The following is a 23,925-nucleotide window of genomic DNA, read 5'->3' as shown; positions in this document are numbered from 1 at the left end:
TAGCTAATGTCAAGGCTTACCACGGACCGCTCCATCATTTCTCGTTGCTTGGGCGTAGTGGTAGTATTGATTAGGTAGAGGCATCCAGAGATTTGGGTGTCCTCGCTCATTGTAGGGGATGTTTATTTGAGAGGATCAAAGGCCGTTCTCACACTGCTGGAAAAAGAAGGCGTCGAGGTCATGTTCGGGTACCCAGGGGGTACGACCCTCACCCTGTACGACGACATTCTGACGTCGAACATACGTCACGTGCTGGTCCGCCATGAGCAATGCGCGGCGCACATGGCTGACGGATATGCCCGGGCCACTGGAAAGATCGGGGTGTGCACCTCGACCTCTGGGCCAGGCTCAACGAACCTCATCACCGGGGTGGCGACCGCATACGTCGATTCGTCGCCCATGCTGGTCCTGACCGGACAGGTGGCCACCACGGCCCTGGGCAATCAGGCGTTCCAGGAGGCCGACTCATTCTCGATGATGATGCCTATCACCAAACACAACTTCCGCCTCCTGGCCCCGTCAGAGGTCCCCGAGGCCATCGTCAGGGGGGTGTCCATTGCCAACTCTGGACGGAAGGGGCCGGTCCACGTCGACCTGCCCGCGGACGTCCAGAAGGGCGAGGTCCCCGAGGCCGAGATGAGAAGGGAGTTCCCCGAGCCGCCCCCTCTGGAGGACTTCCATGACCTTCCCGAAGCGGTGAAGATCCTCCGGGCCGCGGAAAGACCGCTGCTACTGGTGGGCGGGGGCATCATATGGGCCAACGCCAGTCCGGAGGTCGTCCAGCTGGCCGAGATGCTTATGGCACCGGTCACCACGACGATCATGGCCAAGGGCGTCATCTCCGAAGAGCACCCCCTGTCGCTGGGCATAATCGGCATGCACGGGAAGGAGGCCGCCAGGAAGGCTTTCATGGAGGCCGACGTCATTCTCGCGGTTGGCACCCGGTTCTCGGACCGCAGCTCTGGCGCGCAATCCGAACTGCCCATATCCACGAAACTGATCCATATCGATATCGATCCCGGTGAGGCCGGTAAGTCGGCGCGAACCCAGGTGCGCCTGGTGGGCGACGCCAAGAAGGGGCTGCAGCAGATCATCAAGGGGCTGCAGATGACCAAGGGCGATACCGCATGGTCGCTGCGCATAAAGGAGATCCTTAAGAACTGCGCCTGCGAGATCAACGTCCCATCGACCCCGGTCCTCCCGCAGTTCGCCATTTACGAGCTCAATCGTTCCCTGCCCAAGGACGCCATCGTCTGCACCGAGGTGGGACAGAACCAAATGTGGGCGGCCCACTTCTTCAAAGCCCGGTACCCGAGGCAGTTCATCACCTCCGGCGGGTTTGGAACGATGGGCTTCGGGTTCCCCGCGTCGCTGGGGGCGAAGACCGCCTTCCCTAACAAAGCGGTCATCGACATCGCTGGCGACGGCAGCATTCAGATGGTTTCCCACGAGTTCGCCACGGCTGTCTCCGAGAACCTCCCGGTGGTCGTCTGCGTGTTCAACAACGGCTGGCTGGGCATGGTCAGGCAGTGGCAGAAGCTGTTCGCCGAGAGGAGATACAGCGGCACGGAACTTAGGGACAATCCCGACTTCGTCAAGCTCGCACAGGCATACGGCGCAGACGGGGTGCATGTCGAGCGGTCCTCCGAACTGCAGGAGGCGCTCAAGACCGGCATCGATGCGGGAGTCCCCTTCCTTATCGATATTCACATGGATCCCGAGGAGGACGTCCTTCCGATGATTCCCCCGGGCGGAAACCCCAATGCAGTCATAAGAGGTAGGTGCACATGGAAGTGATCAAGATAGTCGGCAACGACTCTCCTGGCCTGTTCCAGAGAGTCCTGGTTGAGCTTGGAAGAAGAAAGATCGAGATCGAGAAGTCGTTCATGGCCCGGGGAAAGGGACAGATCCACATCATCGTTGAGGCGGACACCGGGAACATGAACGGGCGGCTGCTGCACGCCCTCATGGCGCTGCAGGATGTCGAGTCGGCGGAGTATCTCTCCGAGGACTACTTCTGCTTCTGGGAGGCTTCCCCCAGTAAAGGATCAGACTACATCATCGCCTGCAGCCAGGATAAGAACGCTGGCGAGATGAGAAAGACGGCCGAACATTGTTTATACAAAGGTTCGGATTAGGCGGATAGGCTCATCTGAGCGTGTAAAAATGACCAAAATCTATCACGATTCCGACGCTGACCTCGGCGTATTGAGGGGCAAGAAGATAGCCGTTATCGGATACGGCAACCAGGGTCGGGCCCAGGCGCTGTGCCTGCATGACTCCGGGATGCAGGTGACGGTCGGCGCTCGCAAGGGCGGGGAGTCCTGGGACCAGGCCCAGTTCGACGGCCTGAAGGTTGCGGACATCCCCACCGCGGTCAAGGGCGCTGACGTGGTCATGATCCTGCTGCCCGATGAGGTGCAACCCCGCGTATACAAGGAGCAGATCGCGCCAAACCTCAAGGAGGGCGCCGCCCTGGAGTTCGCCCACGGCTTCGCTATCACCTTCAAGCTGATCGCCCCGCCCAAGCACTGCGACGTCATCATGGTCGCCCCCAAATCCCCCGGCCGCATGGTCCGGCAGACCTTCGTGGAAGGGTTCGGGGTGCCGTCGCTCATCGCCGTGGAGCAGGACGCTTCCGGCTCCGCCAAGAAGATCGCGCTCGCCTTGGCCAAGGGCCTAGGGTCGACCAAGGCCGGTGTGCTGGAGACCGACTTCCGTGAGGAGGCCACCTCGGACCTGTTCGGGGAGCAGGCCGTCCTGTGCGGCGGCGTGACCGCGCTCATCGAGGCTGGATTCGAGACCTTGATCAAGGCAGGCTACAAGCCGGAGATCGCCTACTTTGAGGTGCTCCACGAGCTGAAGCTCATCGTCGACCTGATCCAGGCTGGCGGCATGATGCACATGTGGGACTCCGTCTCCAACACCGCCGAGTACGGCGGCCTGACCCGAAGGGACAAGGTCATCAACGACGAGTCCCGCAAGGCCATGAAGCAGATCTTAGAGGACATCAACTCCGGCAAGTTCGCCGACGAGTGGACCAAGGAGTGGACCGTTGACCTGAAGAACATGAAGGCCCTCGAGAAGGAGGAGTCCGAAAAGCAGGTCGAGAAGGTCGGTCAGGAGATCCGCAAGCTCTTCGAGCGGAAGTGATTCCGCTCGACCTACCTCAAACCCCTTCTTCTTTTATGAACATATTTATAAAAAACCCTCCATCGATCATGCTGGCCTAACGGTGAACCGGCAGAGCTTGGCCCCTGTAGCCCAGCAGTCTATCTCCTTGACCTCGAACTGCCTCCCGGCGAAGCGCTCGAAGACCCCGGCGATAAAGCCCGCGTCGAAGGAACAGATGGGGCGCCCGGTCACCGGTACGCCGGAGCAGTCCAGGTCCTCGGACACGGTAAGCACCAGCTCCATCCGCTCGAAGTCCGCCTTCTCTGCCCTCAGCACTCCGACCCGGAGATCGATCATCTTACTGGCCACTTCCTCAAGGTACTCCTGCGGGCTTCCGCTGCGATGGAGCTGAGTGGCGGCGAACTCCTTTCCCGCTAGCCTACCTGCCCGTCGAAGCATGGCATCGGTCTCGTCGACCCCGAAGCGCTCTTCCAGGACATAGCGCATGGAGAACTGCATCAGTCGAAATACTGTCACGCTGGTGACGTCACCGAGGTTCGGCCGGCCGACCGAGAGGTCCCCGATGTCATCCCACTCGAACGGACGGGAGGACTCGATCATGTGGTCATACACAGACAAGGGCTTATTTTTATCCAATGTCAATAATTGTCATGGTTGATAGTTACCTCGAGTATTGCAGGCCGGGCGGAAAGGATAACTATCGGGCGCTCGTTCAATCGGACGAGAACATGGTAAGACGTATCCTCCTCATGATCGACAAGTACGATTTCTGGGTCGAGCTGAACGACAGCGACACCGCTAACGCCATTTGGTTGGCCGCACCGTTCGATTCTACCACTAATGCTTGGGGGAGCGAGATCTACTTCGAGGCCCCGGTAAAGAACCCGCTGGAGAACGGGAAGAAGATCCTAGAAGCCGGGGAGGTCGCGTACTGGCCGGAAGGTCGTGCGTTGTGCGTGTTCTTCGGGCCGACCCCCATATCCAAGGGCGACGCCCCGGAAGCAATTTCCGAGGTCACGCCGGTGGGTAAGCTGGTCGGTGACCCTCGCGCCTTCGAGGCTGTGAGCGACCGCCGCAAGGTCATGGTGCGCCGGGAGTGAGGAAATGCACGGTATGAGCATGCTCATGCCTCTCCTTCCCTCGAAGAAGGAAAAGGCACTCATCAACAAGGGCGATCACCTGATCTACTCTGTCACCGGGACGGTAGGGGATAAGAAAGTCCAAGGGGCGCTGGGAATCAAGTTCGTGGCGGTCAAGGAGAACGAATTCATCGTCGAGATCCTGCCCAAGGGCGTGCCGTTCATGAACCGGGCCCGGCTCACCTTCCCGTGGAACGGTTTGGACCTCTCGGATCTGGGAGGCATAGTGGCGGGGTGGTCGATCCGTCACGACGGGGAACGACTCGGGAAGGATAAAATCACCACGCCCTTCGGGGAGCGGGAGGTTGAGCACTATATGCGCATCGAGCAGCTCGAGAATGGAACTCTCAAGACCGACCAGTTCATCGATCCCGTCCATTGCCTGCCCTATGGTGCCCGGCTCTCAGGGAAGAGCGGGGACGTGCTCTTCGGTCTGATGGAGACCAGTCTGGACTGGGTGAAATCAGATAAGTAGAGAAAATACCGGAATTGGCTCACAATATTGAGACCATCGTCCTTTCAAACAAGTATTGTCCGTGACCAACCAACATAACTGGCCCAGCCCATGATACGATGCCTCGGGCACGTTCATGGGCCGGAGGGGGTGTCAGTTTGCTATTTGGAAGTAAGAAGGTGTACGGAGCCGTTTTAGCGGTGCTGATATTGGTGTTGGTGATCGTCACCACGCCGGCATTGGTAGGCGCTGAAGCAAAGTCAGATCAGAAGAGCACTGCAAAGAATGTTATAATGATGATCCCGGATGGGGCGTCCTCGACCCACTATACGCTGGCAAGGTGGTATAAGGGAGGGTCGATGGCCCTTGATGAGCTGCCGGTCGGCCTAGTCAGGACTTACGGCGGAGAGTCAATAATCACCGATTCCGCCCCTGCTGCCACGGCTTTCGCCACTGGCCATAAGACCTCCGACAAGTACGTAGGAGTACTCCCCGGCCCGGTGACAATACCGGGAGTGGATGTTCCTTCCACCGATGATCAGTACAAGCCGGTCGCCTCCATCTTGGAAGCCGCCAAGCTCAAGGGGATGTCCGTTGGCCTTGTCGCCACATGCAACATTCAGCATGCGACCCCAGCTGGATTCTCAGCCCATATCACTGACCGCAACAACTACAACGAAATCGCCGAACAACAGGTCTACGAAGACATAGACGTCGTCTTCGGAGGTGGTTCTCAGTACCTCCTTCCGACCGGCGAGGGCGGCATGAGGACTGATGACACCGACCTGACCGAGGTGCTCGTTTCCCGGGGATACTCCTACATAACTACCAAGAGCCAGATGGAGGGTTTGTCATCCTCAACCTCCAAGGTCTGGGGCATGTTCGCCCCTAATGCCATGGCTCATGATTTCGACCGTTTCCTGTACCCTGAGCAGCCGTCTATAGCCGAGATGACGGATAAGGCAATCGAGATACTGAGCAAGAACCCCAGGGGATTCTTCTTGATGGTGGAAGGCAGCCAGGTCGACTGGTCTTCACATGCTAATGACCCCGTGGGAGTCATAAGCGAGATGCTGGCGTTCGATGATGCGGCCAAGGTTGCACTCGACTTCGCAAAACAGGATCGGAAGACCATGATCATGTCCTTCACCGACCATGGCAATGGTGGGATGACAATCGGGAATAAGAATTCGGACAGTACCTATTCGAAGATGAAATTGTCCTCGGTGATCGATCCCCTGAAGAAGGCCAAGTGTACCGGCTATGCCCTGATGGAGATCCTGGGAACTGATGTAACCGATCTCAATGTTAAGGCCAAGGTACTTGAATACTATGGGCTGGAACTAACCGACAAAGAGGTCGCTAGTATTCTGTCTAAATATGATCAGACAAACAAGAAGTGGACCATCGATCTTGACTATGTCCTGGGACCCATGATGTCCAACCGTTCATATATCGGATGGACCACCACCGGCCACACTGGCGAGGATGTGACGCTGTATGCCTACGGTCCAGGAGCCCCCCACGGCCTCCTGGACAATACTGACTTGGCCCGTGTCGCCGAGCGGTCACTGGGATTGAGCCTCAACAACGCCGAGCAGAAGCTCTATAACGAGGCCAGTAGCGCGTTCTCCGGCATGAGGGCCCAGGTCTCGATCGATACCACCAACCGAGAGCTCGTGGTGACCAAGAATGGAGCCGAGATTGCCACGATGCCGCTCAGTTCAGATCTCCTGAACGTAGGGGGTAAAACCTACCAGCTTTCCGGCGTGGTGATTTATGCCGAGAAGAGCGGCAAGGCGTATGTTCCCCAGGACGCTGTCCGGCTCGTCAAATCCATCACATCGATGCACACTGGATGCGGCATCGTGGCTCTGGGCCCGGTCGCTGGCTTGATTTGAACAGAAGATGCGACATCTAAACCTCTTTTTTTCTATCTCACTTGCTCCCCACCGCCTCGAAGCCCTCGAACACCACCGACGGGACGACCATATCCCCTACCGTCCGGGTGTCGTTGGCGATCTCCAGGACGTTCTTGAGTCCATCATAGATGTTGCCGACGATGAGCGCGTGCTTGATCTGACCCTCGATCGACCCGTTCCTCACCACATGAGCCAGGCGAGTTTCCAGGGCGAAAGCCCCGGTGTATGGATTGACCGTCGGGAAGGCGAACTTTTCCACCACCACAGCCTCGTCCATGGAAGATATTATCTCCTCAGCGGAGCGGAGGCCGGGTTTGAGCACTAGGTTCACCGCCCGGCACCCTGGGGAGCCCAGGAATTGGAACTGGGCATCGATCGGTCCTCGGCGCATGCCGTTGCCCGATGGTGGCTTCTGGGCCACACTGGAATTGTAGCTGTCGTATAGGAAGGTCTTGAGCACACCGTTCTCCACGACCTTCTTCACCGAGGTCGGTACACCCTCATCGTCGTAGGCTGCTGAGAGAGCGCCGCGTGGGTCCGCGGGGTCGTCGGCCAGGGTGACCTTGGACGAGGCCACGCTCTTGTCCTGCATCGACCCCCAGGGGCTGCGCCGCTTGTTGACGCTCTCCGCACTCAGGGCGAAGGCGACGGAGTATGAGAGCATCTCCCCCAGCTCGCCCGGGGAGATCATGACAGGGGCCTTGAAGGGCCCCTCAAGCGACTTTGCCTCCCGAGCCTGGAGGGCCTGACGAGCGATATTCTCGCCCATCCTCTGAGGATCGTAGTCCTTCAGCCAGGGGGAGTTGAAGGACCCTACGCCTTCCCCGGGAGACGGCCCCGACGCCATGGCGTCGTAGCCGGCAAATACCAGGGTGCCATGATTGGAGACCTCCAGGCCGTTGGTGTTGATTACCGTGGCGGTGGTGGCTGCAGCGCGCATCACTCCCCGCGGGACCTTGGCCCCGCGGTCGGTCACGGCGCCCACGGTGGACCTGACCAGCTCGACCAGCTCATCGACCTCCAGGGAGGCGATGCGATCATCCCGCGCCGCCGGGGAAAGGCCCGCTCTCGTCGGCTGGGGAAAGCGATCATAGGTGCGAGAGGCCGGGGAGCGGTCGGCCAGCATGGATGCCGCTCGAGCGCATCCTTCGGCATCCTCCACGTTCGTGCAGGCCGAGGATGCCTGAGCCAGTTTGCGACCTTTGAGGACGCGCACGGCCAACCCCTGATCCCCCTTCTCTTCCACGATCTTGATGCGATCGTCGTCGACGTATACGCTTTTGGTGACCGAGGTGACGGCAAAGGCCTCGGCCTGGGTCGCGCCCTCTCGCCGAGCCACGGAGAGTGCCCGGTGCGCCAGATCGATGATGTCCATTCAATCACCCCCGGCGATTATCTGGGAGCGACAGTACGGACCTCCTGATGATACAGGAACGTAATCTTCGGTGCCCTTCCCGCACTGTCCGGCATCGTGGCCGACCTTCCGGCCCACTGCGTCCGTGGTCTTGAGGATGTCAAGAGCCTTTCCGGTGAGGGTGATGGCCCTCAGCGGCCTGGTGACCCTGCCGTTCTCGATAAGGAACCCGCGGTGGGCCTTGGCCTCGAAGCCCCCGCCCACGGGATCCTCCATGCCGTTGACGAACTTGTCGGTGAGGATGCCGAACTTGATGTCCTCGACCATTTCCTCCAGGGTCCATTCCCCGGCTTCGAAGAAGGTATTGGTCATGCGTACCCACATCCGCCGACCGAAGTCCTGAGCCCGCCCATTGCCGGTAGATTGCACCCCCATCTCCGCCCCGGTCTCCAGATTTTGCATGTATCCCTGGTATACGCCGTCCTCGATGATCGTGGTGCGCGACGACGGCGTCCCCTCGTCGTCGAAGGTGATGGACCCGTAGCCGCCCTCCAGTGTCCCGTCGTCAACCATGGTGATCTGCTCGTTGGCGACGACCTTTCCGACCTGGTCGGTGAGGAAGGACCGCCGCTTCACGATCTCGTCCGCCTCCGAGGCGTGGCCCATGACCTCGTGGGCCAGGAGGCCGGTGATCTCAGGATCGGTGATACATGTGACCATGCCCGAAGGCGGTTTGATCGACCCCAGCTGGACGATGGCTTCCCGTGCGGTGTTGACCCCGACCTCAGCGAGATCGTACTGCTGCAACAGCTCCATGCCCCTGGTCCCCGCGATGCTCTCGCGGTACGACTCCATGCGGCCGTTGTCGGCGGCCACGGTATTGGCGATGAGCCTGATCCGCTCGTCCTCCCAGTGTAGCGAGGAACCGAAGGAGTTGACCAGGGTGGTGGCCCTCAAACCCTCAGCATAGATGGCATTGGTGTTCACGATCCTATCCGAGATCTTCTGCGCCTCATCGAGGTCCTTGACCATGGACAGCTTCTCTTCGATCGGCACGCTGGCCGGCGGGATGCGAGCTTTCGCCCGGAAGCTTCCGGTCCTCGATGGCTGCTCGGGGATCGGCCGCCCGGGGCAGTCGCCGGTCCTGGCCGCTCGCACTGCTTTCCGGGCCATCTCCGCGATACTCATCCGATCGATGGTCGCGGAAGCGGCGAAGCCCCAGGAACCCCCTATCCGGGCTCTGAGCCCAATGCCTGCCAGGCGAGCGTTGGACATGTTCCTCAGCTCATGGTTGGACACTGCAATGAGCAGCGACCTGCTGTCCTGGTACCTGGCATCGCAGAACTCGGCGCCCTCGTCCTGCATTATCCGTACGGCCTTCCGCAACTCGTCATCCATCAGATCACCCTCGGCTCCTTGTTCGCGGAGGTTAGCGATTCGCATCCCCGCTTGGTCACTACTACATCGTCCTCGATCCTGATACCGCCCACACCGGGCACGTACACTCCCGGCTCGATGGTGAACACCATGTTCTCCTCGAGGACCATGTCGACGGCGGGGGCGAGCCTTCCGCCATCGTGGACATTGATGCCCAGGCTATGGCCGGTCGAGTGGATAAGCGACCCTTTGAACTCGGTTGAGTCGATGTATGAGCGGGCCGCCGCGTCAACCTCGCGTCCGTTGACCCCGGCCCTCACCGCACCCATGGCCAGCCGCTGAGCCTCTTGAACCACTGCGTACATCCGCAGCAGGCGGTCGTCGGCATGACCGGCAAAGAACGTTCTTGTAATGTCGGAGCAGTACCGGCGGACCTTGCACCCAAAGTCGAAAAGGGCGACATCACCCTCCTTCAGCCGCCCATCCCCGGGGGAATGGTGCGGCTCCGCTGACGGCGGGCCGAAGGCGGCGATGGTCTCGAAGGATACCCCGCTCGCGCCCAGCCTCTGCATATGATAGCCGATTTCCGCACCGGCCTCATACTCGGTCATCCCAACTTTCACCAGGTCAGGTATGCTGTCTGCGACCCGAGAGGCGATGCGACAGGCCTCCCGCATGGCCTCGATCTCCTCGGCGTCCTTCACCAGCCGGGCGGCGGTGATCTCCCTGCCCACATCCACCAGCCTCGCTTGGGGCGCAGCCGCCTCGATCTCCTTCACCCAGTGATAAGTGATCCCCGTGCCATTGATGCCTAGGTGGGTCACCCCCTTCAACGAGGCGGCCATCTGTTCCGCTCGTTCGGCGGCGGAGAAGTACGGTACCACATCCGCCTGGATCGACCTAGCCGAGGTCTCTTCCAGCCTGGATGTTATCAGTCGCAGCTTCCCATCGGGGTAGAGGATGGCCGGACAGTGCTCGAACAGCCCGGAGGTCAGTCCTGTGGCATGGAAGAAGGAGGCATCGGTGATCGGCTCCTCGTCGTTGACCAGCAAAATAGCGTCCACAGGCTCGGAGAGCTTGGAGAAGATGCGCAGGACCCTGTCTTTCATGAACACCACCTCTCAGAGTAGGTCTTGAGAGCGAATAAATGTGATGCATGAACCGGCCCCGCATCCCTCTCCGCCGAGGATGGGTCGCGGCCAGATCGGGAATGGCGACGACCGCTGATGCATTTCCATAGGTTGAAATATGAATAATTCTTGTAACTTTAAAAGTAGGTGAATTTACATGGTCACGCTTGGTACCGCTTTTGAGGACCTAGACAACGAACTGGAGAGCATGCTGGACATGGTGTCCGAGGCCCTCGATCTGATGGAGAAGGACAAGAAGGAGGAGGCCATGGAGGTCCTTGCTGACCTCGAGGACGCCCTCCTGGACTTCCTGGACTACGAAGAGGTAGAGGAGGAGGTCGAGACCGTGGAGATCGTCGAAGAGCCCAAGAAGGCCGCGGCGAAGCCGAAGAAGGCGGCTGCTCCCAAGAAGGCCCCCGCAACCAAGAAGGCCGCGGCGAAGCCGAAGAAGAAGTAAACACGGCGGCCCACCGGCCACCTTTTCCTTTGTTTTTCACACCCCGATCCACACGTTCCCTAACACCCTCTTGATGGCCGCTACCGCGGACAGAGCCGCCAGGTAACTCGTAGAGGGGGTCATGGGCGAGGGGACGTTGTGGGTCTCGCACTTGAGTTCGCCGAAGTCTCCCTTCACCACGAGAGTATGGGCGTTGCGCTCGGTCGTGGGATCGCAGATGATCGTCACGCGGGTCTCGTCGAATCCCACTCCCAGGAGAGAGATGGTCGCCGCGACATTGAGGTTCTTGGGGAACTGGTGAGAGGCATCGCGGGCATTGCCCTCGAAGACCACTGTGGGCTCGGTGAGCTGGTCCACGTCGATGCCCTTCATCGTCAGACCCGGCGCGCCCTTCAGGCCCTTGGGCCCCTTGCGAGTGGTGAGATGCACCTCCTTGATACCAGCCGCGGAGGCGGCATGCAGTCCGTCGGTGCCGCAAATCGCTCCGGACGGAACGTAGATGCGGGAGCGGTGCTTCTTAGCCAGGTCGTAGCACCTCATCCTGAAGTCCTCATCGGCGAACACCCCCACGCTCATGACCATGACGTCCACTCCGTTCTCCAAGGCAAAGGGAATGAACTTGCGGGCGGCGTCCTGGCTCGCAGCCTCGACCGCCAGGTCGATCTCTCCCAGCACCTTGGCCAACTTACCGTTGACATTGTCGATGTACTGGGCCTTCTCCAGGCTACTGATGAGATGGACGGCAAAGTCCTTGCTCTGATCAGTGACATAGATGCGATCGACCTCCGGCATGTCGTGCACCGCCTTGGCCAGCACAGAGCCGATGGAGCCGCATCCGATGATGAGTATGCGCACGAAAGGCGAGAATGACAGCGATGGATAAGAAGTTGTCCCACCTATGCTTTGTTCAGTAGATAGCCGGGACGCGTCTGGGTGGCCCCAATACGTTAGGGCTGGGCTGTGATCAAGACGATACCATCTGCGAGGTTTCAACGGTCCGAGGCAACGACCTGATTCAGGGGTCCAGAAAGCTTGATCGGAGTTGTTCCGTGCTCACCGATAAATTCTGGCTAGCCGATATCATAGCCATCCCTAGAAGATACACAATGATGAAAAAGAGCATATAAAAAAGAAAAAGGTTTGGAGGCTCGTCCTCACTTCTTCTTGTACCGGTACACGATGAAGCCGACCGCCAGCATGGCCACGACGACCACGCCGACGATGCCGAGCATCCAGCCGCTGTCGCCGCCGCTGGCGGCGCTCGAGGCCATGCTCATGGTGGCCAGCGAGGACGACTGTCCGGCGGTGACGGTGACCTGCTGCGTCATCGTCACGTAGCCGTCCTTGGTCACGGTCATGGTGTAGGTGCCGCTCGGCACTCCGGTGAACTCGAAGTGGCCGTTGACGTCGGTGGTCGCGGTCATGCCGTTGCTCAGCGTGACCGTGGCGTTGTCCAGCGCCGTACCGTCAGCGCTGCGGATGACGCCGGAGAGCGAGCCGGCGTTCTTCATCGTGGTGAACGACGACGAGGCGCTCATCTCGTTGCCGGCCAGATCCTTGCCGGCGACCGCTACCGAGTACGCCGTGTCGTAGCTCAGAGCGCGAGACGGCGTGAAAGTCGCCACGTTATCGTTCCAGGCGATGGTGCCGTCGACCCCGCCGACGGTTATGGTGACGGCGCTGGTGTTCATCGCCTCCGAGAAGGTGACGATGATGGCGGCGTTGACGCTGGCATCGTCGCCGCTCGGCTCGATGACCGCGGTCGGCGCGGCGGTGTCGACGACGATGTGGACCGTCGCCTCGCCGACGTTGCCGGCCATGTCGACGGCGCGGACGGTCACGGTGTGCTCGCCGTCCGCCAGGTCCGTCAGCTCCAGCGACAGATCGGTGGTGACGATGAACGCGCCGCCGTCCACGCTGTACTCGGTGCGGTCGAGGCCGGAGCCGGCCTCGTAGGCCGTCCACTCCACCGTCGCCTCGCGAGCGACGGTATGCACGCCGTCGACCGGCGCGGTGATGGTGACCACCGGCGCGGTGGCGTCGATCTCGAACTCCACGTAGGTGGAGTTCCAGTTGCCGGCGTAGTCCTCGGCCTTGAGCGTCACGTTGTGCTCGCCGTCCGCTAAGCCGGTAACGAGGAACGAGGTGGCGTTGTGGTGATCGACGAACGCGCCGCCGTCCACGCTCAGCCAGTAGCGTCCGACGGTCGAGTCGGAGACCCCGGACCAGGAGACGGTCACGTCCCTGGAGCTGAGGAGCGAGCCATCGCTCGGCGAGATGGTCAGCACCGGCAGAGCGGTCTGGATGTTGAAGTCCTTGGTCACCGTGCGGAAGTGGCCGGCGTGGTCGTAGGCGCGCACCGCCACGGTGTGGTGGCCGTCCTCGAGGTCGGCGATCACGAAGTAGTCGTGATCGACGTCCGCGAACGCTGCGCCGTCGACCGACACCGAGGTGTTGAGGATGCCGCTGCCGGCATCGCTCACCGTCCAGGTGACGTTGAGAGACGAGGTGTTGTACCATGCTCCGATCGCCGGCACGGTGACGTTCACCGCCGGCGCGGCGGTGTCGACGATGAAGCTGACCTCGGCATAGCTGCTTCTGCCTCGGACATCGAAGGCGGTGACGTTCACGACGTGCTCGCCGTCCTCGAGATCGATCGTGTCCATAAGATCCTGATCGACGTCGACGGCTTCGGCGCCGTCCACGCTTATGGTGTAGTGATCAACGTTGGCGCCGGTCCACTGCACCTCGACCGAGCCGGAGGTCACGACATCGTCCTCCGCCGGCGAGGTAATAGAGACCGTTGGCATGTTCTTTGGAGTATAGGTGCTGGAGTAGACAGTGAACGGAGCGCTCTCTCCGTTCTGCTCGTACCATACGGCGATGGCTCCCCCGTCATCGTTCATCGCCAGCTGGGGTGCGAAGATGGACTCACTAACCGAGACATCCTGCGTATTGGCCCATGCACCATTGGTGAAGGAGCGGGAGTAGAGATGGTCATACGACCCGCCGGTCTCGTACCACAACACGATGATCTCTCCATAGGTGTCGATCGAGATCTGGGGCATCTCGGAGGTGTAATCATCGTTGGACAATATCTCCTCCGTGCTCCAGGTGCCGTCGTAGAGAGTCCGCGCGGTGGTCACGAGGTGAGTGCTGCCGTTATCCACCGTCCATACCACCCCGATGTCGCCTTTGTCGTTCATCACCACTTGGGGGGAGGTCGAGGAGACCCCGTCCTCGGAGAGCGTACCGGGAACAAACCATGTTCCGTCGAACCGTACAGTCCCGTTGATGACATATTTTCCGCCGTCCTCCTGCTGCCACACCACGAAGGGCACTCCAGCTGCGGAGAGCGCGACGTCAGGGTTGGCACAGGCACCGCCGCCTATTATGGACAGCATATCGGGATTACCCCACTGTCCATCGTCGAGAGCGACTGCGCGAACTACATTGACGTCATTCCACGCCTCGAGCCATACCGCCATCGCACTGCCGTTGCTGTTCATGTCCACCTGGGCGGAACCGGCGCTATGAATGCCATCGTTTATGAGGCGAGACTCGCCCCAGCCACCATCCTCGTAAATGCTGGCATAGATGTCTGAGGTCCCATCATGGTTGGCGTCATAGACCACGACCGCATACCCGGTCCCGTTCATAGCCACCTGCGGTGTGGGTATGGACATCAGGTCCGAATCGAGCTCATAGGGTGACCCCCATTCCCCCCCGGTCAAGGATGCGGCCTTGGCATCGTACCGTGAGCCATCGAACTGGGCATAGATCACCACGGCGTTCCCGGCGTCGTCGATGGCGACCGCTGGGTTCCAGCAGTTGCCCAGACCGGCCGATAGTGTGGTCACAACGCCCCATGATCCGCCGGTGTAAGTGGTGGCGTTGATGACCCAGTAGTCTCCATCATAGCTGCGCCAGGCAGCGACGGCGTCTCCAGCGGAGTTCATCGCCATCTTGCATTCCTTCGCATCGTAGCCCTCCCCGCCCTCGAGGAGCGTTGGGATAGACCAATCGCTTGTTCTCCTTGCATCCGCGCTCGTGATCACCACGACACAAGAGAGAAGCATCATTGCGCACAGCGCCACTGCTATCGTTCTTCTAGATAACATGTACATCCCTTCTCTGTAAAACCTCGAAAGGTCGAACGCTGGGAGGACCGACTTAATTAGTATTTAATGTATAATTATCTCTTAGGATAATTGATAACGAGGTCAATGTGGCCTGATTTTCAATCCTTAGAATAAGAGATGTTGGACTGTCGAAGTACAACATGTAAAACTGGTGAAACTTAAACGATCGATCTAGTGTTCCATCCACCAATCATTTTATCTCCCTCGGTCCGATGGGGCGTCGATGAGGTACGAGAACCTTGAGCACACCGCGGATGTCATGATCCGGGCATATGGGGCTACCCTCGAGGAGTGCTTCCAGAACGCGGCCTACGGCATGATGGATCAGATCCTCGACGTGTCTGCGGTGGATCCCAAGGTCAAGGAGACATTCTCTGTCGAGGGCGGCTCGAGGGAGGACCTGGTGTACAACTTCCTATCAGAGGTGCTGTTCATCTTCGACGCCAAGAAGCTCGCACTCTCTGCATTCCAGGTCATCTTGATGGATGGCCGATTGGAGTGTAGAGCCGGGGGAGAGAGGTTCGATCGTGACAAACATTCGCCAAAACAGGAAATAAAGGCCGTTACCTATCACATGTTGCAGGTGAACGAGAGAGAGCCGTCGATAACGGTCCTCTTCGACGTATGAACGTAAAAGCATCAGCCATCGCCTACCCCATACAGGGCCTGATCAAGTACCACGGCCTGAGGGATGAGAGGCTCCGCCTCCCATTCCATGACTCCATATCAGTGTGCACCGCGCCGATCCACACGCATACCACTGTACAATTTGGACTCGGGTCCGACTCGGCGTGCATCGATGGGGTCGAGGTCCTGGATCGGGACATGGAGCGGGTGCGGGAGGTCGTCGACCCTATGCGGGAGGAAGCGGGAGTCAGCAGCGGCATGCACATGGAGTCCCGCAGCGATTTTCCTTCCAACATCGGTCTGGGTGCTTCGGCGTCCGGCTTCGCCGCGTTGGCTGTGGCAGCAGCCCGAGCGCTTGAGCTGGAGCTGAGCCTGGAGGAGATCTCGCGCTTCGCCCGTCGGGGGGCGGGCTCGGCGGCCCGCGCCGTGACCGGAGGGTTCTCCCGCTGGTACGCGGGCACCGGAGACAGGGATTCCGTCTCCCGTGCCATCCCCTACCCCGATGACCTGGACCTGGCAGTATTGGTCGCCCTGGTCCCGGCCCACAAGTTCACCGACACCGCACACCGCGAGGTGCTCGGCTCCCCGTTCTTCAAGGCCCGTCTGGAGTATGTACCCACGGTCCTGGACAAGATGGAGAGGGCGATCAGAGCCGGCGATGCGGAGGAGATCGGCCGTTTGGCCGAGGCAGACACCATGTTGCTCCACGGCATCACCATGACCGGGACGGACAGCATGGTCCTCTGGCGCCCAGACACTGTTCGGATCATATTAGAGGTGCAAGCCATGCGCCGGGAGGGCCTACGCTGCCATTTCTCCATCGACACCGGTGCGACTGTATATGTGAATACCACCGCTGACGATCTGCCGGCCGTCAGGAAGCGGATCATCGCCCTGGGCCTGCAGACGCTCACCTGCACGGTGGGCGGTGAGGCTAGGGTCGTCCCCCAGCATCTGTTCTGACCATCAATAAAGATCGTATCCAGAGTGGTCGGGGTTGAGACAGGGGAGAATCACGCTTTCCGGGCGTACTCGGGATCGGCGAGGCCGGTAGCGCTCACGTTGACACAGACGATGACCTCTCTGGCGGGGTATCCCACGAGGGTCGTGACCTCCTCGCTTCTGACGACCACTCTGACCTCACCGCTGGCACCTGAGGCTCTGGCCTTCTGGACGACCAGCTCGGAGACCATCTTCTCAGCGTTATTCCTGGCATCTTCCAGCTCGAGGTAGGAGATGGGGACGCCTAGCGGGGACTCGATATGGAAGCGATCGGCCATCGGCAGGATGGACACACGGGCCGACTCGCATACCTTGCTCGCTACCGCTCCGACCGCGTTCCCCACATCATAATCCGAGGGGATGGTCGCTAAGGTCCCCAGCCTCGATCCTACCAGTGGAATGAAGGCTCCGGCGGGTGCCCCCACCCCCACAATGGGCAGACGTAGAGCTGGCTTCATCTCCACCAGAGGGTCAGGTTCGGCCCCGGCCATCACGTCCATGACCTTCTTGAACTCCTTGGTCTCCCCGCCTGTCCGTTCGTGACCGAACAGGGCGGCGGAGAGCACCTCCTCGGAGATCTTGGTTACTATTAACCTTAGGATATGGTCCGCCATCCCCTCCCTGCTCATGGCCAGTGAATCCGCGATCATTCCCAACGCGAGCTCTGACGGTCTGACGTCCCCCGCGGAATATTGACCGAGCACTTGCAGAAGGTCGGTCGGGGTGAAGCCCAGCCTGACCACGAGACCCCTGCCCATCATCGAGCGAAGATGCTCTTCGATGAAGTGTTGGCCCGGAAGGCTCGACCGGAGGTCGTCAAGGCTCAGGGCGCCACTGTTACGCAGGCACCCATAAATCTCGCGTTCGTTAGCAGAAAGTCCGTTCACCACGTCCTTGTTGACTTTGAAGAACCGGTAGTCTGGTGAGGCCCGCATCCTGTCGAGCAGGGCGGGATGCTCAAGGCCGGCCCGGCACAGGGGTACCACCCGTTCAGGCCCGATGTGCAATCGATAGCGATCAGCATAGATGTCGGAATCACCCCCCATGGCGCAGGTACGGATGTCCGCAGTCTGCACCCGGGTTCGCCATCCTCCGATCACCGTTCCGCTCTCCGACACGCCGGGAAGGCCGCCCCGAAGCAGCGCGATATCGGTGGAGGTGCCTCCAATATCGACGACCATGCAGTCATTCTCGTTCGCCAGGAACATGCCGCCGTTGGCGCTCGCCGCGGGACCGGAAAGGATGGTCTCGATCGGCCGCTCCCGGGCCACCTCCATCTTCATGAGGCTGCCGTTGCCCTTGACCACCATGGTAGGGCAGTCGATACCTCGCCCCTTCAGGATAACGGCAATGCTGTCCAGGAACTCCTCGATCGCCGGGATGAGCCTGGCGTTGAGGACCGCGGTGATGGTCCGCTCCATGATCCCGAGCTCGCCGGTGAGGTCATGGCCTACTACCACGGGAAGGCCGGTCCGTTTCTTGGCGAGCCTCTTGACCTCGTTCTCGTGGCTTGGGTTTATCACGCTGAACATGCTGGAGATGGCTAGGGCGTCGACATTCCCAGACACGTCGTCGATCGCCGAGCCGACCTCTTCCATGCTCAGCGCGGAAATGGCTCTACCCTTGGAGTCATGCCCGCCCGGTATGAAGACTTGCTTTCTCGCCCCGAGATCCCAATCGCTCTGAGGCTTCCAGCCGATACCTATCAAGCCGACGTCGCCGCCTTTGCCCTCCAAAATCGCGTTCGTCGCCAGTGTGGTGGAGACCGATGCCAGGTTGAGCCTTGACGGGGGGACCTGACTGAGCTCCAGCGCCTTGTCGATGGCGCCCTCCAGACCGATGAGCAGATTGTGATGAGTGGTTGGCCACTTGCACTTGGCTATGACCTTCCGCTCGGTCAGGTCTACGACCGCCGCATCGGTGAAGGTACCGCCGGTGTCTATCCCCAGACCGAGGATGGTATCGGAGTGGAAGGAAGCCATGCTATCCCTTAATCGGCTCCCTCCAAAGCGAGATCGGGCAAAAACCTTGCCCCGGGATTCTAAACCCGGTCGGCTGTGGCTTGGCGGGTCACACCCCTCACTGACCTTTCAACGCTCCTACAGGCCAACCTATTTATCCAGCCCCTGATTAGCTTGGGGGCATGGATGTTGTTGGCATTGGGGCGTTGAACGTTGACCTGTTCTACGAGGTCCCCTCGCTCGAGTTCGCCGGCCTGAGGTTCGAGGCAGGCAGCGAGACCATGGACGACGGGGAGCTGTTCGCCCGGTTGTCAGAGGCCCTTGCCGACTCCAAGCTTGTAGCCCGGAGCGGAGGGGGGTCCGCGGCCAATACCGTGGTGGCGCTCTCTCGCATGGGTTACTCCACCGCCTTCCTTGGCATCGTCGGTAAAGATGAGGACGGCAGGTTCCTCCTTGGCTCGATGGGGAGCGTGGACGTTTCCCGGGTCAAGCGGTACCGCAACACCGGGCTATGCATTTCCCTGCTCCACCATGGGGAGCGATCCCTCCTGGGGCTGCCCAATGCCAACGACCTATTCTCCTTCGCCCCCGAGGATATGGAGATCCTCAACTCCTCCAAGATCGTCCACTTCAGCTCCTTCTCCAGCGACTCCGCCCTGCGCATGCAGAAGCAGATCCTGGAACTGCTGGATGAGGGGGTCTTCGTCTCCTTCGCCCCGGGCGAGAAGTACGCCCGACGGGGGTTGAAGGCGATCGGCGACATTATCGAACGCAGCCGCTTCGTGTTCGTCAACGAGCGCGAGGTATCTATGCTGACCGGCCTTCCCCCGGCCGAAGGGTGCAGGACGTTGATAGAAATGGGAGCAAGGGTGGTGGCCTGTACGCTAGGGAATCGAGGGTCGATTATCGTTACCCGCAACTCGGAGCTGCATGTGCAGGCCAAGAAGGCGGTGGTGGTCGATACCACGGGGGCCGGCGACGTCTATGCCGCGGGGTTCCTGGCCGGTTACCTCGACGGCGCGACGCTGGAAACGTGCGGGGAGATCGCCTCCGCGGCCGCCGCCCTCAGTCTGTCCGCGTACGGACGGGACAGCTACCCCGACGAGCGGTTCCTGAGGAAATACGCCAGGGAGCTTCTATGAGTCCCGGTAGAGAAACATGCGGCTAGGTTGAATATTCGTTCACCTCGTGTGAAAAAAAAGAATAGGCAGAACGGAGCTTTAGGCCCCGGCCCGCATCTGTGCGGACCAGGCTCGATGGCATCTCGGAAAGAGGAACTACGATGGACTTTGACGGGCTCGAGGAGACCATGACCGGGGGGTGGAGGCAGTTCATTAGCGACGGTGAGGGCCCCATCACCAAGAACGACAATGCCTTCGAGCTATGCACCGATATGATCGATAACGGGGGCGCCTTTTTCAAGATCATCAGCAAGTATGACGATGTGCTGGCCGACATACTCCAGCGTCCTAACTACAAGGCGGGGGATACTCTTCGCCTCATCCTGCCCTTCCTCAAAGCTTACGGCGCCACCGATACCTGGATGCTGGAGTTCTCCCGCAAGAACATCGTGACCGTCCCCGGAGCCAGGAAGACGATGCGCTTCGTCCAGGAGTTCATGACCCCGTTCATCGTTGCCACCTCCTATGAGCATTACATCAGCGCGGTGTGCGATGCTATCGGGTTCCCGCTGGAAAACACCTACAGCACCGCCCTGGACCTGGACTCGGTGAAGATGGAACCCTGGGAGGGAGAAATGCTCAAGCGCTATGCCCAGGAGATCGCCCGCATGGATGAGATCCGGATACCGGATGGCACCCGTAACGTCGAGGACCTCAAGCCCCGCGATCGGGACACCATCAAGCGACTGGACGAGATCTTCTGGAACGAGCTGACCGACCTGTCGTCGTACCAGCTGGTCCTGGACGTCAACCCGGTGGGCGGAGAGGAGAAGGCGTCGGCGGTGCTGGACATCCGCCGGCGTACCGGTATCGGCTTGGAGGACACCGCTTACGTGGGCGACTCCATAACCGATGTCCAGGCATTCCAATTGGTCCGCGAGGGGGGCGGCCTGACCCTGTCTTTCAACGGCAACGAGTACGCATTGCGAGAGGCGGAGTACGCGGTCATCTCCGACAACACGGTCATCACTTCGGTGCTGGCGGAGGCGTTCCACAAGGCCGGCATGGAGGGCATCAGCTCCCTGGTGGAGGACTGGACGATGGATAACCTGAGGTCGTCCGGTCTGGTGAACTCCTACCTGATGCGGGAGTTCGAGCGTGTGTACCCCGATAAGCCCCCCACGGTGGCGAGGATTACCCCGCACAACATGAAAACGCTCACCCGGCAGAGCCTGGCCTTTCGGCGTTCGGTGAGGGGAGAGACCATCGGGGCCCTCGGCTGATCACTGGGCCTTCTCCACCGCCTCGCCCATCATCCTAGCCAAGTTGGTCCACTCCTCCTCCCGGATATCCGGGAACACGAAGCGGGTGCATGCTTCGCACTTGCCCAGCTCACGGTCCACCGCATCGTCCAAGACGATGGTTACCTTGGGCGATATCCCCGCCTTCTTCAGAATGAGATCGGCGCACCGGTTGCGGCAGCCGTTCACCGCCACCAGATGATCAGGGTCCCCGCCGCTCATCTGCACCAGGATCGGAGATGCGGCCACGGTGCAGGCGCTGAACTGCAGGATGCGGTCGAAGTACTTGGGGGCGAACTCCTCTACCGCCTTCTCGATGAGCATGGAGCGCTCTCCGTTCGCTCCGCATATCACTACCATCACCCTCATTCGCCCATCTCCTTCAGGCTGGCGAGGATCTTGGCCTCGGCTGAGGCTATCGCTCGCTCATCGGCGATGGCGGTCTTGTCGATGATCACCGTTCGAGTAGGCATCACTCCATTCAGCATCATGGTCTGGGTACCGCAGCAACCGTCGCATCCCTCCACCACCAGGGTGCGGGAAGGGTCGAGGGACTTAAGCTCCTCGACGTACTTGGCCAGCCCGGCCCCCGCGGGGCAGGGGCTGAGCACTCGGATCTCCTTCTGTTCCGCCACCCTGCGAATGGCCTTCCGCACCACCCGGGCCGAAGGGGAGAAACCAGCGCACATCAGAATGTTGACCTGCCCCATGCTCATCCCTCGTAGAACAACTTGGGCTTGCCGACCCCGGTCACCGTTATTATCAACTCGAGCAGGAGGTTACCTCCCCATCCTCCACCCAGCTTGGCCTCTTTGCGGCGGTTGTCCACGAGGACCTCCACGCTGTCGGCCCCCGATGCCAGGGCTTTCTCCCGGACCAGGCGGCTGCCCTCCGTACGGGCATACTCGACCGCCTCTTCCAGGTGCATGAAGTCCTTCTTCTCCTGCATCCAATATAGAGTGCAGGGCGGGTTCTCCATCTCCGCCAGGCCCTTCTTGGGGCGGATCAGCAGCTCGACCGACTCCATGACGTTACCTGATATTGCTCCGGCGGCGTTGCCGATCTCGGAGTGCTCTGGCAGCACCAGATCAGTACCGAAGATCTTGGCTACCGCCGGAAGGTACGCCCCTACGGGGGCCCCGATGCCTATGATCGGCTTGTTAAGTTCCAGGTGGCAGGCGAAGTCCCGGCGACCCGTTCCCCGCACCATGTTGTTCATCAGGGCCATGGCTACCTCGTCCAGTTTAGCCTCCCCGACCTCCTCGAACACCAGCTTCTTCAGCACCTCGAAGGTGATCTTCTCTATGGCCGCGGTCTTGACCGCCCGGATGAATTCGGGGACGGGGAGACCCATGATCTCCGCCTGGATCGTCACGCCCATCTTGGAGGCCTCGGCATCATACTCAACGTAGGAGCCTTCGGCGTGCAGCATGTCCGTGGGGGTGAGTCCAATGCGCTGGATGATGCCCAGGGCCTCCATCTTCCTCAGATTGAGGGAGAGGGGGTGCACCTTCAACAGCTCAGCCAGCTCGTAAAGCGATCGAGGCTCCTGCCGGACGAGCTCGATGACCTTTCGCTGGTCATCGCTCAGGTCGAAGCCGTTGACGTCCTTGCAGAAGGTGAAGAACTCGGTGACCTGGGGGATGGTGTCAAGATCCATGTACGAAGGAACCCACCGCCCCTTGGAGCCCATGAGAGCCTCCAGCTTGGGCCGCAGCGCTGGGAACGAGGAGGAGGCGATACACAGCGGGATGACCCTCAGCGCGGTGAGGTGTATCTTCCCGCTCGCCACCACTACCCTGGAATCACCTCCTATTCCGGAGGTGAACACATCCACGGCCCGAACCCGGGTACGCCATCCACCCAGAATAGCCCCCTCGCCGTCCAGGCGGGGCCGGCCGTTACGCAGGATACCGATGTCTGTCGTCGTTCCCCCGACGTCGACGATGATGGCATTGTCCAGGCTGGTCAGGGCCTTGGCCCCGATGATCGATGCCGCAGGCCCGGACAGGATGGTCTCCACCGGTCGCTCCCTGGCCACCGACTCGTCCATGAGCGAGCCATCGCCCTTGACGATCATGAGGGGGGCCTTGATGCCGAACCTATCCTGCACCTTCCTAATAGAGACGATGAGGTCGGCGATTATGGGTATCAGGCGAGCATTGAGGACCGCAGTGATAGTCCGCTCGTGAAAGCCCAGGGCCGAGGATAGTTCGTGACCGCAAACCACCGGGCAGGGAGTGAGGGACTGCACCAGTTTCTTGATCGCGACCTCGTGCTCCGGGTTTCGCACGCTGAGGTAGCCGGAGATGGCGAAGGCGTCGACCTTGTTCTTCACCGCCTCCACGAACTCCTTAGCTCCCTCGATATCTAGCTCCGCCTTCTTCGCCCCCTCTAGATTGTGACCGCCCTTGATGCGGGCTATCTCGTCCACCGGGATGTTGGGTACGGCGTCATGGCCGATGACGATCAGACCGACCCGGCAGCCTTTGCCCTCCACCACCGAGTTAGTGGCCAGGGTCGACGAGACCGCCAGCAAATGGATCCGACCATCATAGGATCGGTCCAGGGCGGAGATGGCGTTGCCGATTCCGATCGTCAGATCCCCTCTGGTGGTCAGGGCTTTGGCCTTCGCCAGCACTTTACCGCTGGCCATGTCCAGGATGGCCGCGTCGGTATAGGTACCGCCGGTGTCGATCCCCAGTCCCAGGTTTTCTTCCTCGTTCTTTCCTGATACCATCATTGTCGCACGTCCATATCGGTTCGATCGTTGCTCGGGCCCATGGGCCCGTTGGGCCGCGCG

At 60.5% G+C, this 23,925-nt stretch carries 21 protein-coding genes; 11 read left to right on the top strand and 10 right to left on the bottom strand.

Features of this window, described 5'->3' with window-relative positions:
• Window positions 1-126: 126 nt before the first annotated feature.
• Genes ilvB through ilvC form a run of 3 tightly spaced genes read left to right on the top strand, consistent with a single transcriptional unit; the run spans window position 127 to window position 3,153 of the window.
• A complete protein-coding gene (gene ilvB / locus SA339_03475; GenBank protein MDW5562262.1) occupies window positions 127-1,797 on the top strand; it encodes a biosynthetic-type acetolactate synthase large subunit in 1,671 nt (556 codons plus the stop codon).
• Window positions 1,788-2,138, top strand: coding sequence for a hypothetical protein (locus SA339_03470; protein ID MDW5562261.1), 351 nt, complete (start codon window positions 1,788-1,790; stop codon window positions 2,136-2,138). The genes ilvB and SA339_03470 overlap by 10 nt, the downstream gene beginning before the upstream one ends.
• A 28-nt stretch (window positions 2,139-2,166) precedes the next feature.
• Entirely contained in the window at window positions 2,167-3,153 is a 987-nt protein-coding gene (gene ilvC, locus SA339_03465) for a ketol-acid reductoisomerase (GenBank protein MDW5562260.1), read from the top strand.
• Between the two features lie 66 nt (window positions 3,154-3,219).
• Here ilvC and SA339_03460 read toward each other — a convergent pair whose 3' ends face one another.
• Window positions 3,220-3,735 carry a V4R domain-containing protein gene (locus tag SA339_03460; GenBank protein ID MDW5562259.1) on the bottom strand — a complete coding sequence of 172 codons (516 nt, stop codon included), beginning with the start codon at window positions 3,733-3,735 and terminating at the stop codon, window positions 3,220-3,222.
• Window positions 3,736-3,785: 50 nt separating this feature from the next.
• Between SA339_03460 and SA339_03455 the strand changes: the two genes are divergently transcribed.
• The 3 genes from SA339_03455 (at window position 3,786) to SA339_03445 (ending at window position 6,629) form a co-directional block, all read left to right on the top strand.
• Entirely contained in the window at window positions 3,786-4,235 is a 450-nt protein-coding gene (locus SA339_03455) for a cyclophilin-like fold protein (GenBank protein MDW5562258.1), read from the top strand.
• A 4-nt stretch (window positions 4,236-4,239) separates the two neighbouring features.
• Window positions 4,240-4,749 (top strand): hypothetical protein, encoded by a 510-nt coding sequence (locus SA339_03450; protein MDW5562257.1) that lies wholly within the window; start codon window positions 4,240-4,242, stop codon window positions 4,747-4,749.
• Window positions 4,750-4,886: 137 nt separating this feature from the next.
• The gene (locus tag SA339_03445) at window positions 4,887-6,629 is read left to right on the top strand and encodes an alkaline phosphatase (GenBank protein MDW5562256.1); all 1,743 of its coding nucleotides are present in this window, start codon (window positions 4,887-4,889) and stop codon (window positions 6,627-6,629) included.
• Window positions 6,630-6,666: 37 nt separating this feature from the next.
• On the opposite strand, the gene SA339_03440 is transcribed toward SA339_03445, so the two are convergent.
• From SA339_03440 to SA339_03430, 3 genes are read right to left on the bottom strand one after another with little or no spacing between them, the layout of a single operon-like run.
• Window positions 6,667-8,025 (bottom strand): TldD/PmbA family protein, encoded by a 1,359-nt coding sequence (locus tag SA339_03440; GenBank protein MDW5562255.1) that lies wholly within the window; start codon window positions 8,023-8,025, stop codon window positions 6,667-6,669.
• Window positions 8,026-9,402, bottom strand: a complete 1,377-nt coding sequence (locus tag SA339_03435; protein ID MDW5562254.1) for a TldD/PmbA family protein — start codon at window positions 9,400-9,402, stop codon at window positions 8,026-8,028.
• Window positions 9,402-10,490: an aminopeptidase P family protein gene (locus SA339_03430; GenBank protein ID MDW5562253.1), complete on the bottom strand. Its 1,089-nt coding sequence runs from the start codon at window positions 10,488-10,490 to the stop codon at window positions 9,402-9,404. The genes SA339_03435 and SA339_03430 overlap by 1 nt, the downstream gene beginning before the upstream one ends.
• 178 nt (window positions 10,491-10,668) lie before the next feature.
• On the opposite strand from SA339_03430, the gene SA339_03425 reads away from it, so the two are divergent.
• Complete coding sequence (locus SA339_03425) at window positions 10,669-10,968, top strand: hypothetical protein (GenBank protein MDW5562252.1); 300 nt, start codon at window positions 10,669-10,671, stop codon at window positions 10,966-10,968.
• Between the two features lie 36 nt (window positions 10,969-11,004).
• On the opposite strand, the gene SA339_03420 is transcribed toward SA339_03425, so the two are convergent.
• Window positions 11,005-11,823 carry an aspartate dehydrogenase gene (locus tag SA339_03420; GenBank protein ID MDW5562251.1) on the bottom strand — a complete coding sequence of 273 codons (819 nt, stop codon included), beginning with the start codon at window positions 11,821-11,823 and terminating at the stop codon, window positions 11,005-11,007.
• A gap of 299 nt (window positions 11,824-12,122) precedes the next feature.
• A complete protein-coding gene (locus SA339_03415; protein ID MDW5562250.1) occupies window positions 12,123-15,089 on the bottom strand; it encodes a carboxypeptidase regulatory-like domain-containing protein in 2,967 nt (988 codons plus the stop codon).
• A gap of 244 nt (window positions 15,090-15,333) precedes the next feature.
• Between SA339_03415 and SA339_03410 the strand changes: the two genes are divergently transcribed.
• Together SA339_03410 and mvaD are read left to right on the top strand one after the other, a co-directional pair.
• Complete coding sequence (locus tag SA339_03410; protein ID MDW5562249.1) at window positions 15,334-15,738, top strand: archease; 405 nt, start codon at window positions 15,334-15,336, stop codon at window positions 15,736-15,738.
• Window positions 15,735-16,700 (top strand): diphosphomevalonate decarboxylase, encoded by a 966-nt coding sequence (gene mvaD, locus SA339_03405; GenBank protein ID MDW5562248.1) that lies wholly within the window; start codon window positions 15,735-15,737, stop codon window positions 16,698-16,700. Before SA339_03410 ends, mvaD begins: the two co-directional genes overlap by 4 nt.
• 50 nt (window positions 16,701-16,750) lie before the next feature.
• Here the strand turns inward: mvaD and SA339_03400 are convergent, their stop codons facing one another.
• Window positions 16,751-18,721, bottom strand: coding sequence for a hydantoinase/oxoprolinase family protein (locus SA339_03400; protein ID MDW5562247.1), 1,971 nt, complete (start codon window positions 18,719-18,721; stop codon window positions 16,751-16,753).
• A gap of 161 nt (window positions 18,722-18,882) precedes the next feature.
• Between SA339_03400 and SA339_03395 the strand changes: the two genes are divergently transcribed.
• On the top strand, window positions 18,883-19,842 hold the full coding sequence (locus SA339_03395; protein ID MDW5562246.1) for a carbohydrate kinase family protein: 960 nt from the start codon (window positions 18,883-18,885) through the stop codon (window positions 19,840-19,842).
• A gap of 140 nt (window positions 19,843-19,982) precedes the next feature.
• A complete protein-coding gene (locus SA339_03390) occupies window positions 19,983-21,104 on the top strand; it encodes a hypothetical protein (GenBank protein ID MDW5562245.1) in 1,122 nt (373 codons plus the stop codon).
• Here the strand turns inward: SA339_03390 and SA339_03385 are convergent, their stop codons facing one another.
• From SA339_03385 to SA339_03375, 3 genes are read right to left on the bottom strand one after another with little or no spacing between them, the layout of a single operon-like run.
• On the bottom strand, window positions 21,105-21,491 hold the full coding sequence (locus SA339_03385; protein MDW5562244.1) for a putative zinc-binding protein: 387 nt from the start codon (window positions 21,489-21,491) through the stop codon (window positions 21,105-21,107).
• A complete protein-coding gene (locus tag SA339_03380) occupies window positions 21,488-21,832 on the bottom strand; it encodes a putative zinc-binding protein (protein MDW5562243.1) in 345 nt (114 codons plus the stop codon). The genes SA339_03385 and SA339_03380 overlap by 4 nt, the downstream gene beginning before the upstream one ends.
• Window positions 21,833-21,834: 2 nt before the next feature.
• Window positions 21,835-23,865 (bottom strand): hydantoinase/oxoprolinase family protein, encoded by a 2,031-nt coding sequence (locus SA339_03375; GenBank protein ID MDW5562242.1) that lies wholly within the window; start codon window positions 23,863-23,865, stop codon window positions 21,835-21,837.
• Window positions 23,866-23,925: the final 60 nt, after the last annotated feature.

Origin of the sequence: Methanomassiliicoccus sp. (genome assembly GCA_033485155.1) — an archaeon.
Lineage (GTDB): Archaea > Thermoplasmatota > Thermoplasmata > Methanomassiliicoccales > Methanomassiliicoccaceae > UBA6.
The sequence above is the reverse complement of the archived record's forward strand: the minus strand, read 5'-3'. Positions and strand labels throughout refer to the sequence as shown.

What these genes read in the sequence shown, in the direction of transcription:
- SA339_03460 (MDW5562259.1), bottom strand. Translation starts at nt 3,735, where the DNA reads ATGATCGAGTCCTCCCGTCCGTTCGAGTGGGATGACATCGGGGACCTC.
- SA339_03470 (MDW5562261.1), top strand. Translation starts at nt 1,788, where the DNA reads ATGGAAGTGATCAAGATAGTCGGCAACGACTCTCCTGGCCTGTTCCAG.
- SA339_03425 (MDW5562252.1), top strand. Translation starts at nt 10,669, where the DNA reads ATGGTCACGCTTGGTACCGCTTTTGAGGACCTAGACAACGAACTGGAG.
- SA339_03395 (MDW5562246.1), top strand. Translation starts at nt 18,883, where the DNA reads ATGGATGTTGTTGGCATTGGGGCGTTGAACGTTGACCTGTTCTACGAG.
- SA339_03380 (MDW5562243.1), bottom strand. Translation starts at nt 21,832, where the DNA reads ATGGGGCAGGTCAACATTCTGATGTGCGCTGGTTTCTCCCCTTCGGCC.
- SA339_03400 (MDW5562247.1), bottom strand. Translation starts at nt 18,721, where the DNA reads ATGGCTTCCTTCCACTCCGATACCATCCTCGGTCTGGGGATAGACACC.
- SA339_03435 (MDW5562254.1), bottom strand. Translation starts at nt 9,402, where the DNA reads ATGGATGACGAGTTGCGGAAGGCCGTACGGATAATGCAGGACGAGGGC.
- ilvC (MDW5562260.1), top strand. Translation starts at nt 2,167, where the DNA reads ATGACCAAAATCTATCACGATTCCGACGCTGACCTCGGCGTATTGAGG.
- SA339_03385 (MDW5562244.1), bottom strand. Translation starts at nt 21,491, where the DNA reads ATGAGGGTGATGGTAGTGATATGCGGAGCGAACGGAGAGCGCTCCATG.
- SA339_03430 (MDW5562253.1), bottom strand. Translation starts at nt 10,490, where the DNA reads ATGAAAGACAGGGTCCTGCGCATCTTCTCCAAGCTCTCCGAGCCTGTG.
- SA339_03455 (MDW5562258.1), top strand. Translation starts at nt 3,786, where the DNA reads ATGGTTGATAGTTACCTCGAGTATTGCAGGCCGGGCGGAAAGGATAAC.
- SA339_03450 (MDW5562257.1), top strand. Translation starts at nt 4,240, where the DNA reads ATGCACGGTATGAGCATGCTCATGCCTCTCCTTCCCTCGAAGAAGGAA.
- SA339_03390 (MDW5562245.1), top strand. Translation starts at nt 19,983, where the DNA reads ATGGACTTTGACGGGCTCGAGGAGACCATGACCGGGGGGTGGAGGCAG.
- SA339_03410 (MDW5562249.1), top strand. Translation starts at nt 15,334, where the DNA reads ATGAGGTACGAGAACCTTGAGCACACCGCGGATGTCATGATCCGGGCA.
- mvaD (MDW5562248.1), top strand. Translation starts at nt 15,735, where the DNA reads ATGAACGTAAAAGCATCAGCCATCGCCTACCCCATACAGGGCCTGATC.
- SA339_03440 (MDW5562255.1), bottom strand. Translation starts at nt 8,025, where the DNA reads ATGGACATCATCGATCTGGCGCACCGGGCACTCTCCGTGGCTCGGCGA.
- SA339_03375 (MDW5562242.1), bottom strand. Translation starts at nt 23,865, where the DNA reads ATGATGGTATCAGGAAAGAACGAGGAAGAAAACCTGGGACTGGGGATC.
- SA339_03415 (MDW5562250.1), bottom strand. Translation starts at nt 15,089, where the DNA reads ATGTTATCTAGAAGAACGATAGCAGTGGCGCTGTGCGCAATGATGCTT.